At 74.0% G+C, this 16,509-nt stretch carries 11 protein-coding genes and 1 riboswitch; of the genes, 3 read left to right on the forward strand and 8 right to left on the reverse strand.

Annotation, left to right across the window (positions count from 1 at the left end; translation table 11 throughout):
- Window positions 1-27 precede the first annotated feature (27 nt).
- The 3 genes from ADL15_RS46970 to secA2 all read right to left on the reverse strand — a co-directional run bounded on the left by ADL15_RS46970 (window position 28) and on the right by secA2 (window position 3,797).
- Window positions 28-660: a nucleoside/nucleotide kinase family protein gene (locus ADL15_RS46970; protein ID WP_067706706.1), complete on the reverse strand. Its 633-nt coding sequence runs from the start codon at window positions 658-660 to the stop codon at window positions 28-30.
- A 3-nt stretch (window positions 661-663) separates the two neighbouring features.
- Window positions 664-1,125 carry a winged helix-turn-helix domain-containing protein gene (locus tag ADL15_RS46975; protein ID WP_198171314.1) on the reverse strand — a complete coding sequence of 154 codons (462 nt, stop codon included), beginning with the start codon at window positions 1,123-1,125 and terminating at the stop codon, window positions 664-666.
- A 380-nt stretch (window positions 1,126-1,505) separates the two neighbouring features.
- A complete protein-coding gene (gene secA2 / locus ADL15_RS46980) occupies window positions 1,506-3,797 on the reverse strand; it encodes an accessory Sec system translocase SecA2 (RefSeq protein ID WP_067706710.1) in 2,292 nt (763 codons plus the stop codon).
- Between the two features lie 156 nt (window positions 3,798-3,953).
- Between secA2 and ADL15_RS46985 the strand changes: the two genes are divergently transcribed.
- Window positions 3,954-4,691: an ATP-binding protein gene (locus tag ADL15_RS46985; protein WP_067706713.1), complete on the forward strand. Its 738-nt coding sequence runs from the start codon at window positions 3,954-3,956 to the stop codon at window positions 4,689-4,691.
- A 232-nt stretch (window positions 4,692-4,923) separates the two neighbouring features.
- On the opposite strand, the gene ADL15_RS46990 is transcribed toward ADL15_RS46985, so the two are convergent.
- A complete protein-coding gene (locus ADL15_RS46990; protein ID WP_067706716.1) occupies window positions 4,924-8,151 on the reverse strand; it encodes a hypothetical protein in 3,228 nt (1,075 codons plus the stop codon).
- Between the two features lie 241 nt (window positions 8,152-8,392).
- Between ADL15_RS46990 and ADL15_RS46995 the strand changes: the two genes are divergently transcribed.
- Together ADL15_RS46995 and ADL15_RS47000 are read left to right on the forward strand one after the other, a co-directional pair.
- Window positions 8,393-8,914 (forward strand): hypothetical protein, encoded by a 522-nt coding sequence (locus ADL15_RS46995; RefSeq protein WP_067706719.1) that lies wholly within the window; start codon window positions 8,393-8,395, stop codon window positions 8,912-8,914.
- A gap of 189 nt (window positions 8,915-9,103) precedes the next feature.
- A complete protein-coding gene (locus ADL15_RS47000) occupies window positions 9,104-10,582 on the forward strand; it encodes a glutamate--cysteine ligase family protein (RefSeq protein WP_067706722.1) in 1,479 nt (492 codons plus the stop codon).
- 70 nt (window positions 10,583-10,652) lie between these two features.
- On the opposite strand, the gene ADL15_RS47005 is transcribed toward ADL15_RS47000, so the two are convergent.
- From ADL15_RS47005 to ADL15_RS47020, 4 genes are all read right to left on the reverse strand, one after another.
- Window positions 10,653-11,114 (reverse strand): cobalamin biosynthesis protein, encoded by a 462-nt coding sequence (locus ADL15_RS47005; RefSeq protein WP_067706724.1) that lies wholly within the window; start codon window positions 11,112-11,114, stop codon window positions 10,653-10,655.
- Window positions 11,111-12,469, reverse strand: a complete 1,359-nt coding sequence (locus ADL15_RS47010; protein ID WP_067706726.1) for a cobyrinate a,c-diamide synthase — start codon at window positions 12,467-12,469, stop codon at window positions 11,111-11,113. The genes ADL15_RS47005 and ADL15_RS47010 overlap by 4 nt, the downstream gene beginning before the upstream one ends.
- Window positions 12,463-13,062 carry a cob(I)yrinic acid a,c-diamide adenosyltransferase gene (cobO, locus tag ADL15_RS47015; protein ID WP_067706728.1) on the reverse strand — a complete coding sequence of 200 codons (600 nt, stop codon included), beginning with the start codon at window positions 13,060-13,062 and terminating at the stop codon, window positions 12,463-12,465. Before cobO ends, ADL15_RS47010 begins: the two co-directional genes overlap by 7 nt.
- Before the next feature lie 218 nt (window positions 13,063-13,280).
- Window positions 13,281-15,488, reverse strand: coding sequence for a VWA domain-containing protein (locus tag ADL15_RS47020; RefSeq protein ID WP_083972588.1), 2,208 nt, complete (start codon window positions 15,486-15,488; stop codon window positions 13,281-13,283).
- Window positions 15,479-15,657, reverse strand: a riboswitch (cobalamin riboswitch). It overlaps the preceding gene by 10 nt.
- Window positions 15,658-16,509: the final 852 nt, after the last annotated feature.

Consider the following 16,509-nt stretch of genomic DNA (forward strand, 5'->3'; position numbering starts at 1 on the left):
GTCTTGTGCCGACGATCACGCCGGCAGTCAGCCCGACGCCATGACCAGGGCCGGATGCCGTGGATCATCCACCCTGACGACCACATCGGCGAAAGTCTCCGGCGCCACCTCACCGGCGTAGCGGGCGAACGCCGGCAGCGTCCAGCGCGCCTCCGGGCCGGTCCGCCGGTCCAGCGCCGCGGCCGAGAGCCCAAGGTGGACGGTGAAGTCGAAGGGCAGGCCGGAGCCGAGCAGCAGAGGGCCACTGAGCAGCACGATCGCGTTCGCCGGGAGCTGCCGGTAGGACTCCCGGGCGGCCCGGTCGGCATCCGCGTCCCAGAGACGGGTGACGATGCGGCCGGAGCCGCCCGGCCCGGCCGGATCGAGCACCTCACGGATCAGGCCGGCCTCGTCGAACCACCCGGCGTAGAACGAGTCCGGGTTGTCCCGCCCGAACTCCAGCCGCAGCGACGCCGGACGCAGGAAATCCCTGGTGTCGACGCGGATGGCCGGCCGGCCGAGGACCCGCAACGGATCGACCAGGGCGTCCGCCAACCGGCCCGGATCGGCCGCGTCCGCCCCGTCCACGGCCACCCGGACCCTACTGTCGGATTCCCGACTGGCCAGCCGGTCCACGAGGTCGTCGACGAGGACGGCGAACGAGACGGGGCGCACACGCATGGCTCAATCGTGCGGCATGATCGTGATCCGGGCGTCATCGGCCAGCCGGTAGCCCACGCCGTAGACCGTGGTGACGGCCGGCACGGCGGCGCCCAGCTTCAGCCGCAGCCGCCGGACGTGCACGTCGACGGTGCGCTCACCGGCCCGCTCGTAGCCCCACACCCCGGCGAGCAGCTGCGCCCGGCTGAACACCCGGCGGGGCCGCTCGGCGAGGTAGAGCATCAGGTCGAACTCGAGCCGGGTCAGCGGGATCGTCTCGCCCTCCAGGAGCACCTGACGCGATCCGGTGAGCAGACGCACCTCCGGACCACTGGGGAGTGGCTCCGGGTCCGGCTCGACCGGCTCGGTGGCCGCCTCGACGGTCACCGTGCCCCGGCTGAGCTCCACGAGCTCACGGACCGCCGCGAGTAATCGATGCGCTTGTGGCGAGACCGCGTCCCCGGAGAGCGGAATGGCGAGCGTCACGGTCAGCGCCGGCTCGGGCCGCCGATTTCCGGGGCCCCGCCCCGGTCCGGCGGAACGACGATCGGCTCGCGGCGACAATGCGCTGACCGGCATTGAGTGATCCCCCAAGAATTTGTTGCGGCAAACGAATACGTGTGATCACTGAGCGTAAATCGGGGCTGATATTTCCGGGCCGCCGCTTTGCCGGTCAAGTCACCATCCACAGTGTGAGAAAGATGTTCCATATTGTTCCCGGTAACACGAATGCATTCAGGGAACGCTTTCTGTCAGGCTGATTAAGCATTGCCGAACGCCATGGGGCTCCAGCTGGGACGGAACACGCTGAAGGGGGCGTCCGCGGCTGCGGCGCCCCCTTCAGTGAATTTCCGGGAAATGTGTCGTCAGCCACCCGAGGTGAGACGACGACCGACGGCCGCGATGAGCCGGTCCAGCTCCGAGCCGAACGGGTTGTCGTGCACCAGGTACGTCCACGTCGCGCTCGGCCGGACGATCTCGGCCCGCTCCGGCTGCCACCCGTCGGTGAGGTCGACCTCCTCGAACGCCTCGATGGTCCGCGTCTCCACCTGGGTCAGCAGCTCCTGGAAGGCCGGCACCGCGGCCCGGTGGAACTCGTCCAGCGGGTCCAGCTTGCCCAGCGCCCGCAGGTGCACACCCTCGCGCACCTCGGACAGGAAGGCCAGGTGGTCCACCCACAGCCGGTCCAGGTGGAACAGGGCGATCGCCCGGGCCGAGTCGGACAGCACGTCCTCGTCGATCTCCTTGGCCTTCTCCGGCGACTTCTCCAGCAGCATGATCGCCGCCACCTCGGAGGTGAGCAGCCGCTCCCGGCGCTCGGCCAGCAGCAGGCGCTGCTGCTCGATCACCACGCTGTAGCGCCAGGTGTTGCGGTGGATCTCGTGGTTCACGCCCTCGGCGACCCGCTGGGCGTGCTCGACCGCGTAGTCCACCTGCGGGTCGTGCACGACGCCGTCCATGTCCATCCGCGGCGAGGCCGGCAGGATCTCGCCGGCGTGCCGGGTGACCAGCTCGTCCTCGAGGCTGACGAAGAACACCGAGGCGCCCGGGTCACCCTGCCGGCCGGCCCGGCCACGGAGCTGGTCGTCGACCCGGCGGCTGTCGTGCCGGCCGGCGCCGATCACGTACAGGCCGCCCAGCTCGATGACCTTGTCGCGGTCCTTCTCGTCGCTGCCGCCCAGCCGGATGTCGACACCACGGCCGGCCATCTGGGTGGAGACGGTCACCGCGCCGACCGCGCCGGCCTCCGCGATGATCTCCGCTTCCTCGGCGTCGTTCTTCGCGTTCAGCACGTGGCACGGCACACCGGCCTCGGCGAGCTGCTCGGCCAGCCGCTCGGACGCCTTCACGTCCACGGTGCCGATCAGGACCGGGCGGCCCTTGTCGTGCGCGATCTTGATTTCTTCGACGAGCGCCTCGTCGCGGGTGTCGTGCGCCGAGTAGATCCGGTCCGGGTCGTCCTCGCGGATGTTCGGGGTGTTCGACGGGACCACCGCGACCTCGAGCTTGAAGTACTCGCGGAGCTGCTCGCCGACGTGCACCGCGGTCGCGGTCATGCCGCAGACCGTCGTGTAGAGCGCGATGTACGCCTGCACCGTGACGGTGTTCAGCACCTCGCCCTCGGCGGTGGCGGACAGCCCCTCCTTGGCCTCCACGGCCGCCTGCAGGCCGTCCGGCCAGCGGCGGCGCTGGGCGACCCGGCCGCGCATCTCGTCGATCAGCTCGACGCCACCGTCGCGGACGATGTAGTCCACGTCGCGGCGCAGCAGCGTGTGCGCGTGCAGCGCCACGTTCACCGCGGACAGCTGCGCGACCTGGTCGTCGGCGTACAGGTCGACGCCGCCGAGCTGCTCCTCGATGTTCTTCAGGCCGTCCTCGGTGAAGGCGACGCTGCGGCCGTCCTCGGCCACCTCGTAGTCCTTCGCCTTGCGCAGGTTCTTGACCAGCGCGGCGGCCTCGTGCACCGGGTCGCTCTCGGTGGCGGTCGAGCCGGCGAGCACCATCGGCACCCGGGCCTCGTCGATCAGGATCGAGTCGGCCTCGTCCACGATCGCGGTGGCCAGGTCGCGCTGCACCCGGTCGGCCACGTCGGTGACCAGCTGGTCACGCAGGTAGTCGAAGCCCGCCTCGGACACCGACACGTACGTGACGTCGGCCGCGTACGCCTCGCGCCGCTCCTCCGGCGTCATCGACTCGGTCACCCACGTCGCGGTCAGGCCGAGCAGCGTGTAGATCGGCCCCATCCACTCGGCGTCGCGCCTGGCCAGGTAGTCGTTGACGGTCAGCACGTGCACCGGCCCGTTGTCCAGGCGGGTGTGGCCGTACGCGGCGATCGCCGCGGTCAGCGTCTTGCCCTCGCCGGTGGCCATCTCGGCGACCCGGCCGGAGAGCAGCGCCATCGCGCCGAGCAGCTGGACGTCGTACGGACGCTGGCCGATCGCGCGGCGAGCGGCCTCCCGGCCGACCGCGCAGATCTCGGTGAAATCAGAAGCCTCGCGGGCGGCGTCGGTCAGCGCCGCGTCATCGAGCTCCTTCAGCGCCTCCTCTCGCGCCTCGATCGGCTCCAGGCGCTTCGCCAGCGGGCCGAGGTCCACGGTCGTGCCGGGACGCTGCAGAAACTTGCGGAAACGGTTCTTCAACCGCTGCGACACACCCATGGCGCGCAACGGTACTTTATTTATCTGCCGGGCATCGGCCGGACTCCCGCGCGACGCTCGCTCGAGATTCGCCCCGGACAGTGGTTTGCCCCGGTCCGCGGCCGGGCACTCGCTGTCGACGGCCCGTCCCACGGGTCTCACCGGGAAGGAGACCCGATGCCCAGCCAGCTCGTCTGCCGGCCGGAACGGGACCTCCCGGTAGCGGTCCTCACCGTCAGCGGCACCCTGGACCAGCTGACCGGCAACGCGCTCGGCGCCGCGGTCCGCCGCAGTCTCGCCGGGCAACCGTCGAAACTGCTGCTCGACGTGAGCCGCCTGACCGTGGCCGACCCGGTCGCGTTCGGCACGTTCGGCGCGGTGGTCTGCCAGACGGCGGAGTTCCCGAACGTACCGATAGTCGTCTGCGGCGCCGGCCCGGGCACCTCCGCGGCGCTCGCCGCGATCCCGGACTGCGCGGGCGTCGAGAGGGCCGTGGACTGCGCGACGGCCCTGGCCGACGCGAAGGCCCAGCCGGAACCGGACCGCGTCCGGGTCCGCTTCCGCCCGGTCCCCGAGGCCTGCCGCCAGGTCCGTCAGCTGGTCGGCCAGACCTGTGACCGCTGGCACCGCACCGAGTTCGCCTCGACCGCCACGCTGATCGCCACCGAACTGGTCGCGAACGTGGTCCGGCACGCGCACACCACCATGGAGTTCACCCTGGCCCAGCAGGACGGCCACCTCACCATGGCGGTCCGCGACGGCAGCCGGCACATCCCGCGCCCGCTCGACCCGGCCCTCACCGACGCCGGCGGCCGCGGCCTCCGCCTGATCCGCGAACTCTCGGCCGCCTGGGGCGTCCTTCCGGTCAGCGACGGCAAGGTCGTCTGGACCCACCTGCTCCCGGCCCTCCCCTGACCGATCTTTTCCGGTACGACCTGGGACCCGGACAGAAGCAGCTGCCCCGTCCCGGGCCTCCCCCCGCGACCGCCGCTCCGCACCGGACCGCCCGGCGACGCCCGGGTGTGTCAGTGCTCCCGGCCTCCCCCGCCCCGGCTCCCGCCGGCTCTGGTCACCCGCATCCCTGACGACCACCGCCGTTCGCCGGACCAGGCCGGCGAGCGGTCATCGTGGTTCGTGGGCGCCGTGGTCAGCGGCGGGGCAGGCCGCTCGGGGCGCTGGCCGGGTCGTCCGGCGGTGCGTCGGGCAGGTTCGCCGGGCCGGGGGTGGCGCGGGGTGCGCCCCGGCCGGGCAGGCCCGAGGGCGCGGCCGATTCGTCGACCGGAGCGCCGGAGGGTTCCGCCGACGTCGCCGGCACGACCGGTGGGCCGGCGGCCGGGTTGTGCTGACCCATATCCGGCGCTTGCAGTCCGGGGCGCAGGGTGGGCGGGTTGTGCTGACCCATGTCCGGGGACTGCAGTCCGGGACGCGGCGTAGCTCCGGGCATTCCCGACGGCGGGTTGTGCTGACCCATGTCCGGCGCCTGCAGACCGGGACGAGGAGCGGCGGGCGCGTTCTGCTGACCCATGTCCGGCGCCCGCAGGCCGGGACGAGGAGCCGCGGGCGCGTTCTGCTGACCCATGTCCGGCGCCTGCAGTCCGGGACGCGTCGTAGCACCGGGCATTCCCGACGGCGGGTTGTGCTGACCCATGTCCGGCGCCTGCAGACCTGACGGCCCCGGGGCCACGTCGGGTGTCGGCAGGGCCGGGTTGTGCGGGCCGGACGGGGCCTGAGCCAAGCCGGACAGGTCCTGAGCCGCGGGGCTCTGCGGGGCGGCGCCGGTCATCGCCGCGGCGGACGGCCCGACGCCGGTGCCGGCGGCGGGCGCCATCGGCTGGGGTGTCCCGTGCATGCCGGGCTGGCCCATCGGCTGGCCGGCGGGCGGCACCATCGGCGGCAGGCCACCGATGGCCGGCGCCACGGCAGGGCGGGCCGAGCGGGTGAAGCGCGGTGCGTCCAGCGGGCTGTTCTGCTGGCTGAAGGCGGGCGCGGCGAAGGACGGCGCGGCAAGCGGATCCGGTATCGCCTCGGCGACCGGCAGCGGCGCGGACGCCATCGGCGGAGCCGCCCACGGCGGCGGCGTTCCCTCCACGGGGGCGGTCGGCACGACGGCGATCTGAGGCGCCTCCGCCGGCCCGCCGGAATCCGGGCTGCTGAAAGCCGGCCCACCGAAAGCCGCCCCACCGGGAGCCGTCGTTCCGGGAGCCGTCGTTCCGGGGGTCGGTGCGGGCCAGGCCGGGTTCACCGCGGACTCGTCGGCGGCGCCTGTCGCCCACGGCGGTGCGCTCGGCGGTGCGCTCGGCGGGGCCTCGACCGCGCCGGGTGCCGGCCACGAGCGGAGACCCGTCTCCCCGTTCGGAGCGGCGAACCCGCCGGTCGCGCCGATCCCCTCGGAACCGGCGCCCATCCCGGCCAGCCCGGCCGGGCTGATCGTGCTCACGTTCTCGCCCGGCATGCCGTCCGCCGGGGGCCAGGCCCGCAGGCCGCCGGCGGCCATCTCGTTCCCCGCGCCCGGCCCGGGCGGAGGCCACGCCTGCGAACCGCTCCCGGCCACGTCGCCGCCGACACCCGGTTCGGCCGGGGGCCACGCCCGCAGAGCACTGCCCGCGGCGTCGATGCCGGTGACCGCCTCGGCCGCCGGCCGCGAACCTCGGCCCGCGGGATCGGCGCCCGGATGCGGCTCCGTCGACGACCACGGGCGCAGACCGCTGGTCGCGGTATCGGCGCCGGGGTCCGCCGGGGGCCATGCGCGCAGACCGCTTCCCGTGGTCTCGGTGGCAGCCGGCTCGGCCGGGGGCCAGGCCCGCGGGCCGCCACCGGTCGCCTCGGCGCCGGGGTCCGCCGGGGGCCATGCGCGCAGGCCGCCGTCGGTGGCGCCGGTGACATCGGTGGCGCCGAGGCCCATCGCCGAGGCCAGACCCGCGCCGCCCAAGCCACCCAGGCCGCCCGCGACGCCCGGACCGTCCAGTAAACCGGAGATACCGGAGATGTCGGGTGTGGTGAGGGTGGCGTTGTTGTCGGACGGGGGCCAGGGCTGCGGGCCGGTGCTCGGGTCGGGCTCGTAGCCGCCGCCGGACTCGGGCGAGGGCCAGGGGCGCGGGGTGCTGGCGTCGCCGCTGCGGGCCGTGGGGCCCGTCGCGCCGGGGCCGGGACCGGAAACGGGAGGCGGGGCGTCTGACGGCGACCAGGACCGGATTCCGCTGCCGGCTGACCCGGCGGCGGGATCCGCCGAGGGCCAGGGGCGGGCGAGTGCGGATTCGGCGGAGGGCGCCGGTGAGGTCGGTGCCGCGTGAGCGCCCCTGCGTTCCGGCCGTCCGAGACCGGAGTCTCCCTGGCCGGGGAGGGAATCCGCGCGGTCGAGGGCCACATCCGCGCGGTCGGGGGCGGAAGGGCGGTCTCGCGGCGGGGCAGTGTCCGCGGGGGTGGCACCGTTCAGGCCGATCGCGGCGTTCGGCATGCCGTTCCGGACTTCACCGGTGGGCTCCGGGTGCCAGCCCGGTGCGATCTCGCTGCCACCGGCGAACAGGCCGGGGACGTCCTCGCGGCTCGCCGAGAACAGGTCCGCGAGGTTCTCCCGGCTGTTCGGGAGCAGGCCCGGGGCGGGCTCGTCGGCGCCGGGGAACGGGGTGGGGCCGGGCGAGGGGGCGGTGTTCGTACCGTTGGAGGGTTTTGCGGGCAGGAAACCGGAACCGGCGTTGGCTCCGGGGCGGAGCGCGGTCGTGGCCGGGCCTTCGTTGGCGCCGGAGCCGAAGGGAACGTCCGGGCCGAAGTGGGCGTCGGGGCCGGAGGGGGCGTCGGTGAGGCGCGGCAGGCCGCCGAGGCGGGACTCGGTCCACGACTCGGGTGCCGGTGAACCGGTGGCGGACGCGGACCAGGGCTGTTCGTGAGTTCCGGTGGGTTCGGTCGCCCAGCTCGGGCGCTCCGACGAGAGCGGCCCGAAGTCGTCGGCCGGGGCCCCGGGAGAGGTGAAGGAGCCGAAGCCCGGGCCGGTCAGCGGGTCGGCCGGGGTGGGCCACGGTGCGGGGCTTCCGGTCGTACCGTCGAGGTGCGGACCGGAGGACAGCGGTGAGTGACCGGCGCTCGGGCCGGGACCACCGGTGGTGTCCTCGGACGGCCAGGGCGGGCTGAAGGCGGGCGGGCCGGACTGCGGGGCGAACGCGACCCGGGTGGCGGCGATCAGACCGGAGGCCTCGGCCAGGCCGGCGGCCGCGAGGACCTCGGCGGCCGCCTGCCCGGACCGGCAGGGCAGCGGCTCGCCGCAGACCGGGCAGCGGGTGAGTCCGTCGCGCGGGCCTTCGCCGCCGGCGTGCGCCGAGAGCATCTCGCGGGCGGTGCGTGCCAGGACGCTGTCCGGATTGACGTAATTCGTCGGTGTCACTGGTCCCCGCCCCCCGTCCGCGATGATTTTTCGCGGGACTCGGCGTCCAGTTCACCCCGCCGGGTCCCCCGTTAGGGCACGTTTCCGCAGATCCGTGGGTTGCCGGCCGGAATTACCCGGTATCCGGCGCGGGCGCGGGCGGAGCTTGGTAGGGAGAGGAGATCACGAGTTCACCATTCACTCACGGTGCGCACCCGAGCCCGGTCCGTAACATTGAAGAACATCCAGGAGGTGATCCCCCATGGACGACACGGAACTGCACCGCGAGCGGATCCTCCGGCACGTCAGTCCGATCATCACCGGCCGGTTCGTCGGCTACCAGGCCGCGTACACGCGGGAAGTGCGGGTCGGGCGGCCACTGGCCGTCTTCGTCTTCCTCGCCGCCGGCCTCGCCCAGCTGGTCGGCTCGCTGCTGAAGATGAAACCGGCCCGGCGCAGCCTCAAGGAGCTGCGCAAGGGGCCGGAGTTCCTGGTCACCCCGGTCCGATTGCGCGACGATCTCGGGCAGACGTACGAGATCGAGATGCACGGCCAGCTCCCCCAGTCCGCCCTGCACCGGGGCGATCTGGTGCAGGTGCGCACCGAACCGCAGCGCGACCGCACCCTGCCGGTCAAGCTGATGCAGGTGGTCAACCTGACCACGATGCAGCCGCTGACCCCGCGCATCCCGACCCGGTGGTCGCACCTGGGACCGGCGATGCTGCTGCAGGCCGCCGCGGGGCTGGTGGTGGCCGGCGTGGTGCTGGCCGCACTGCTGCGCTGAGCGGCGCGTAAAGATCGCGACGATCGGGTACCCGTGCGTCCATGCTCGACGCACGGTTGTCCACCACCCGCCAATGCTGCTCCGCCGATGGGGGAACAGGCATCGACAGCGGTAATCATAAGTCCGGGGGGACCGCCGCGACGACGCCCGTTCTCCCTCGTCGCTGACGCCTGAAGAAGGTGGTGCCCGGTGGGCGAGAAAGTGGAAAAGACCGAGTTCTCCCGCGAGGACCGATCCCGGTACCGGCAGAAGATCCGCCGCAGTCTCGACGTGTTCGCCACGATGCTGCGCGAGTCCCGCTTCGAGTTCGAGCGGCCGATGACCGGCATGGAGATCGAGCTCAACCTGATCGACGACCACGCCGATCCGGCCATGCTGAACGCCGAGGTGCTCGGCGCGATCGCCGACCCGGACTTCCAGACCGAACTGGGCCAGTTCAACATCGAGATCAACCTGCCGCCCCGGCGGCTGGCCGGTGACGACCTCGGCGATCTCGAGAAGGCGCTGCGGGCCAGCCTGAACCACGCCGAGGGCAAGGCCCGGACGGTCGGCGCGCACATGCTGACCGTCGGGATCCTGCCCACCCTGCGCCGCGAGCACCTGACCGCCGAGGCGCTGTCGGCGAACCCGCGGTACCAGCTGCTCAACGAGCAGATCTTCGCGGCCCGCGGCGAGGACCTGGACATCCGGATCGACGGGATCGACCGGCTGGCGGTCACCACCGACAGCATCGCGCCCGAGGCCGCGTGCACCAGCACCCAGTTCCACCTGCAGGTGAGCCCGGCGCAGTTCGCGGCGTACTGGAACGCCTCCCAGGTGATCTCCGGGATCCAGGTGGCGCTGGGCGCGAACTCGCCGCTGCTGTTCGGCCGGGAGCTGTGGCGGGAGACCCGGATCCCGCTCTTCGAGCAGGCCACCGACACCCGGTCGGAGGAGATCCGGGCGCAGGGCGTACGGCCCCGGGTGTGGTTCGGCGAGCGCTGGATCACCAGCGTGTTCGACCTGTTCGAGGAGAACGTCAGGTACTTCCCGGCGCTGCTGCCGATCTGCGACGAGAACGACCCCGCGGACATCCTGGAACGCGGCGAGATCCCCGAGCTCAGCGAGTTGCGCCTGCACAACGGCACGGTGTACCGGTGGAACCGGCCGATCTACGCGGTCGTCGACGGCCGCCCGCACCTGCGGGTGGAGAACCGGGTCATGCCGGCCGGCCCGACGGTCGCCGACACCATCGCGAACGCCGCGTTCTACTACGGCCTGGCCCGCAGCCTGGCCGAGGCGGAACGGCCGGTCTGGACCCAGCTGAGCTTCCGCGCCGCCGAGGAGAACTTCCACGCCTGCGCCCGGCACGGCATCGACGCCAGCGTGTTCTGGCCGGGTGCCGGCACGGTGCCGGTGACCGAGCTGGTGCTGCGCCGGCTGCTGCCACAGGCCGCCGACGGGCTGGACCGGTGGGGTGTGTCGCCGGCCCAGCGCGACCGGCTGCTGGGCATCGTCGAGCAGCGCTGCCTGCGTCAGCGCAACGGGGCGTCATGGCAGGTGGAGACGCTGCACGAGCTGGAGAAGCAGGGGATGGACCGGCAGCGGGCGCTGCACGAGATGGTCCGGCGGTACCTGCCACTCATGCACGAGAACATCCCCGTGCACGAGTGGCCGGTGGCGGGCTGATCCCGGGGCGGGGCCGGCGGGTCAGCGACGGCGGGGAAGCCGCAGCCGGCGCACCGGCCGGGCTCCGCTGTCAGTTCACGCCGGTGGCCAGGTTCCCCCGGGCGATGGCAACGGTCACGACATCGAAGATCCGCTTCCGCAGCACGAGGGAGGCGCCCGGCCCGGCGGCGAGCAGCGCGGCCGCCTCGGCGACGCTCGGGGTGCCGACCGCGGCCGCCACGATCGCGCTCGCCCCGGGCGCCGGCGCCGCGTTCTCGCCGGGCGGCGGCGCCGCGTTCTCGCCGGGCGCCGGCACCACGGCGAGCTGCGCCGCGGTGAAAGCGGCGAGCTGCGCCGCCGTGTAGGCGACCAGACGCCAGCCGGACTCCGCGGCGAGCGCGAGTACGGCCGGTTCGGCCGCCCGCCGGTCCAGGGTGGCCAGCACGGTCACCTCGGCCCGGTCCACATCGGCCGCGACCAGGGCGGCCCGGACCGCCGCCGCCAGCGCCGCCGTCCCGGTGCCGGCCCGCGCGCCGAGCCCGACCGCGATCACCCCGCGGCGGCCGCGCGGACCAGCCGGGACGCGATCCCGCGCTGCCCGGCCCAGTGCAGGTGCAGATAGGACGCGTGGACACCGCCCGACGCGAACCCCTCCGGGTCGGCGCCCCGCCACGCCCACGCCGCTCCCCCGGCCGGCGACAGCAGCAGCCCGGAGCGCGGATGCACGGCGGTCCGGTGGAACTCGTGCCCGGTCACCCGGGTGCCGGCCTCGGCGAGGGGGCTGTCGGTCAGCGCGACCGCGTCCCGGTAGCCCAGCGTCAGGGTCGGTGTCATCGCCGCGTCCGCGTCCAGCACGCCGCACATCGGGGCGCCGTCCAGGGTGCGGCACAGCCAGAGCAGGCCGGCGCACTCCGCGGTGATCGGGTGACCGGCCGCGGCGAGTGCCCGGACCGACTCCCGGAGCGGCTCGTTGGCGGAGAGCTCGGCCGCGTACACCTCGGGGAACCCGCCGCCGACCACCAGCGCCCGGGTGCCCTCCGGCAGGGTGGCGTCCCGCAGCGGGTCGACGGTGATCACCTCGGCGCCGGCACCGGACAGGAGTTCGGCGGTCTCGGCGTACGCGAAACTGAAAGCCGGACCACCGGCGAGCGCGACCGTCGGACGGCCCGGCACCGGATTCTCCGCTTCGGGGGTCCACGGCGTGGCGTGCAGCGGCGGCGCCGAACGGGCGACAGCGGCCACCGCGTCCAGGTCGATCGCGCCGGCGACCAGCGTGGCCAGCGCGTCCACCGACGCGAGGGCCTCGGCGCGGCGTTCCGCGGCCGGCACCAGACCGAGGTGCCGGCTGGGCGCGGCGACCGCGTCGGCCCGGCGCAGCGCACCGAGCACCGGGGTGCCGACCTCCTCGCAGGCGTCCCGGAGGATCTGCTCGTGCCGTTCCGAGCCGACCCGGTTGAGGATCACCCCGGCCAGCCGGACGGTGCCGAAGCTGCGGAAGCCGTGCACCAGCGCGGCCACCGACCGGCCCTGCGCGGCGGCGTCCACGACCAGCAGCACCGGCGCGCCGAGCAGCTGCGCGACCTGCGCGGTCGACCCGGTCTCGCCGGCGCCGGTGCGGCCGTCGTAGAGGCCCATCACGCCCTCGATGACGGCCAGCTCGGCGCCCTGCGAGCCGTGCGCGAACAGCGGCCCGATCAGGTCCTCGCCGACCATCACCGGGTCCAGGTTCCGTCCGGGACGGCCGGCCGCCAGGGCGTGGTAGCCCGGGTCGATGTAGTCCGGGCCGACCTTGAACGGCGCCACCGGCACCCCGCGCCGGGCGAACGCGGCGAGCAGCCCGGTGGCCACCGTGGTCTTGCCGTGCCCGGACGCCGGCGCGGCGATCACCACCCGCGGGATCGTCACCATTCGATGCCCTGCTGACCCTTGCGGCCGGCGTCCATCGGGTGCTTGACCTTGGTCATCTCGGTGACCAGGTCGGCGGCCTCGATCAGGTCCGGGTGCGCGTCCCGCCCGGTGATCACCACGTGCTGGGTGCCGGGTCGGTCGTTCAGCACCTGGATCACCTCGGCGACGTCCACCCAGCCCCACTTCATCGGGTAGGTGAACTCGTCCAGCACATAGAACGTGTAGGTCTCGGCGGCCAGGTCCCGCTTGATCTGCGCCCATCCCTCGGCGGCCTCGGCGGCGTGATCCCGCTCGGTGCCGGCGCGCTGGATCCAGGACCAGCCCTCACCCATCTTGTGCCAGGTCACCGGCGTGCCGTTGACGCCGTCGAGGGCCTTGAGCGCGGTCTCCTCGCCGACCTTCCACTTCTGCGACTTGACGAACTGGAACACCCCGATCGGCCAGCCCGCGCTCCAGGCCCGCAGCGCCATCCCGAACGCGGCGGTCGACTTGCCCTTGCCCGGCCCGGTGTGCACGGCGAAGACCGCCTGACGCCGGCGTTGCCGCGTCGTCAGACCGTCGTCGGGCACGGTGGTCACTTTTCCCTGCGGCATCAAAAACCCCTTCTGGTACGACCTGTGCACAGTCCTCCGCTGAACGGGAGGCCCGGCCCGCTCCCGACCGCCCGGCGACCGCCGGGCTGAATCCGGTGGTCACCGCGTGACCGCCCCGGGGTAGCGGCAGCTCACTCGCCTGGCGCGCCCGCGCAGCTCTTCCTGCGGCCCGTTCCGGCCGCCTTTTCTGCGGCGCTTTTCCGGCGGCCCGCTCGTTGTCAGGCGGCTCGGCGGTAGGCCCGGTCGGCCGGCGCTGCCGCGGCTGCTGCCGGGCGGCTCCCGCCGGTCGCCGCTTCGAGCTGGTCGAGCGGGAGCACGTCGGCCTGCAGCGCACCGGCCAGCTTGCGCGCCAGGCCCAGCCGGATCGGGCCGGACTCGCAGTCGACGACGACCGTGGCCACCCCGGCCAGCGCCGGCACCAGCAGCAGCGGGTCCGGCCCGCTGGTGGCCCGCCCGTCGGTGACCACGATCAGCAGCGGGCGACGGCGCGGATCGCGGCGGCGCTCGGTGGCGATGGTCCGCGCCGCGGCGCGCAGGCCGGCGGCTAGGGGCGTGCGGCCACCGGTGCGCAGCGCGGCGAGCCGCATGACCCCGACCTCGTGGCTGGACGTCGGCGGCAGCACCACGTCGGCGTCCGCGCCCCGGAACGTGATCATCCCGATCCGGTCCCGGCGCTGGTAGGCGTCCCGCAACAGCGAGAGCACCGCCGTCTTGACCAGGGTCATCCGCTTGCGGGCGGCCATCGACCCGGACGCGTCCACCACGAACAGCACCAGGTTCGCCTCCCGCCCGACGTGGATCGCCTCCCGCAGATCACGCGCCTGCACACCCATCACCGCGGCCCGCACTTCCCCAGCGGCCCGTGCTTCTCCGGCGGCCGGGGTCGTGGGCCGGGCGAGCGGGCCGGCGAGTGCGGTGCGGTGCAGGGCGGCGCGCAGGGTGGCCGGCAGGTGCGGGGCGCCGGCGAGCTTGCCCACCGGTTTCCGCGAGCCGATCACCCGGCCGCGACGCGCATAGGCCGGCGACCGTTTGCCGGTGTGCCCGCCCTCACCGCGTGCGGTGATCCGCAGAGCGCGCGGCCGGAACGCCTGCCCCGCCTGAGCGGGCGGCGCGGAAGCCTTCGGCTGCGGGGTCACGCCGTCCGGCGGGGTGCCTGCGTCGCCCCCGTCCGGAGCAACGCCCCCGCCGTCCGTGCCGCTGCCCGGTCCACCGCCATCCGGGCCAGGGCCACCGCCATCCGGGCCAGGGCCACCGCCATCCGGGCCAGGGCCACCGCCGTCCGGCGCAGGGCCACCGCCCGGCGACGGATCATCGTCGTCACCGTCGTCCGGCGCCGGATCCTGCTCCGCCGCCTCCTGCTGGGCCTGCCGCTCGGCGTCCTCGAGGGCCTGGTCCAGCTTCTCCTCATCGGTACCCGGCGGGTCCAGCGGATCGGTCCGGCGGCGGTGCGGCAGCGCCAGCCGGGCCGCGTCCCGCACGTCGTCGGCGGTCACCACGTCCCGCCCGCTCCACGCCGCGAGCGCCACCGCGCACCGCGCCACCACGATGTCGGCCCGCATCCCGTCCACCCCGTACGCGAGGCACACCCGGGCGATCCGGTCCAGCTCGGCGTCCGGCAGCTGCACCGAGGGCAGCACCGCGCGGGCCGCCGCGATCCGGGCCGCGTACTCCCGCTCGTCGCCGGCGAACCGCTGCGCGAACCCGGCCGGGTCCGCCTCGTACGCCAGCCGCCGCCGCACCACCTCGGCCCGCAGCCGCGCGTCGCGCGGCGCGGCCACCGTGACCACCAGGCCGAACCGGTCGACCAGCTGCGGCCGCGGCTCGCCCTCCTCCGGGTTCATCGTGCCGACCAGCAGGAACCGGGCCGCGTGCTTGACCGACACGCCGTCCCGCTCGACGTGCGCGCGGCCCATCGCGGCCGCGTCCAGCAGCAGGTCGACCAGGTGGTCGGGAAGCAGGTTGACCTCGTCGACGTAGAGCACCCCGCGGTGCGCGGCGGCGAGCAGCCCCGGCTCGTAGGCCTTGACCCCGTCGGCGAGCGCGCGCTGGATGTCCAGGGTGCCGACCACCCGGTCCTCGGTCGCGCCGACCGGCAGCTCGACGAGCGTCGCGGGGCGGTGCGTGGCCGGGGTGTCGGCGGGGTGCGGCCCGTCCGGGCACTGCGGGTCGGGAGCGGCCGGGTCGCAGGCGAACCGGCAGCCGCGCACCACGGTGACCGGGGGCAGCAGGCTCGCCACGGCACGCACCACGGTGCTCTTCGCGGTGCCCTTCTCGCCGCGCACCAGAACCCCGCCGACCGCCGGCGACACCGAGGTCAGCAGCAGGGCGAGGCGCAGGTCGTCAAGGCCGACCACGGCCGAGAACGGGTACGGAGTCGTCACAGGGGGTTCCCTCCCGGCGGGTGTCCACGCCCGCGTGTCGGTCATCACGAGCGGCCGGAGTCTCCTGGCTTCCGGATCGCCGTTCCCCGCTCGCCTTCCGGCCCGGTCAGGGCCGTGGCGTGCCGCGCGTCAGCGGGTCGCTCCCCGGTCACAGTGGCGGGACCGTCCCGGATTCACACCGGGTTCCTCCGCTACCGCTCGACAATCAATCTTTCCTACCGCCCACCCACCCGTCAAACCAGCCCACCGTGACCGAACCCTCAGTGCGGAGCCTTCCACCACCCAGCGTGGGGACTTTCGGCGCGCTCCGCACCCCAACTCCCCACACAACTGGCAACGCCCTCGGGGCAGCGGGTACTCAGGGCCGCTCGCCAGGCGGCACAGCCTGCGGTCGCCGTCCGCTGCGCCGGCACCGACGGCAACCCGGCGCGGTCGTCCCGCAGGGTGCACCGCCGCTCCCGGCGGGTGCCCCGGTCCGGCCCACTCAGGGCGGCACGGATCCGCAGCAATCCGCACTCCCTGACACCAGACACACCCGTCACCGCGCCCCGGCCGGCCCTGACGGCCCCATCCGGCCCGTTCATACGACCACCAGCACCAGCCGGCCCCTCAACCCCGCCATAACGGCCGCCACAACCAGCCCCAATACCGCTCAGCCTAAGTTGATCTTGATGGGCTGTTTGCGACCGGAACCACTTAGCCCGCAAGGAAATCCCGGCCCGCCCCCGCGAAAGTCAGCGAACGGCAGGCTCCATCGTCGGCCTTGGCAACCCGGGCGCCGCCCATGATCAAACTTGATGCTGGCGTATGGGCTCACGCTCGCCGGCCGGTGCCGGGTGCGCCCGTCACCACGTGAACGACCCCCGGTCGCAGCGCGCTCACCGATCCAGCGTGCGTTCCGGTTCCCGGCTGGTGCTCAGGGGTGCCTCGGGGGCGGGGAGGCACCCCTGAGCACCAGCCGGGAACACCGAGCGTGCGGGCGGTCCGAGCGTGCGGGCGGTCCGAGCGTGCGGGCGGTCCGAGCGTGCGGGCGGTCCGAGCGTGCGGGCGGTCCGAGCGTGCGGGC

Origin of the sequence: Actinoplanes awajinensis subsp. mycoplanecinus (assembly GCF_001509495.1) — a bacterium.
Taxonomy (GTDB): domain Bacteria; phylum Actinomycetota; class Actinomycetes; order Mycobacteriales; family Micromonosporaceae; genus Actinoplanes; species Actinoplanes palleronii.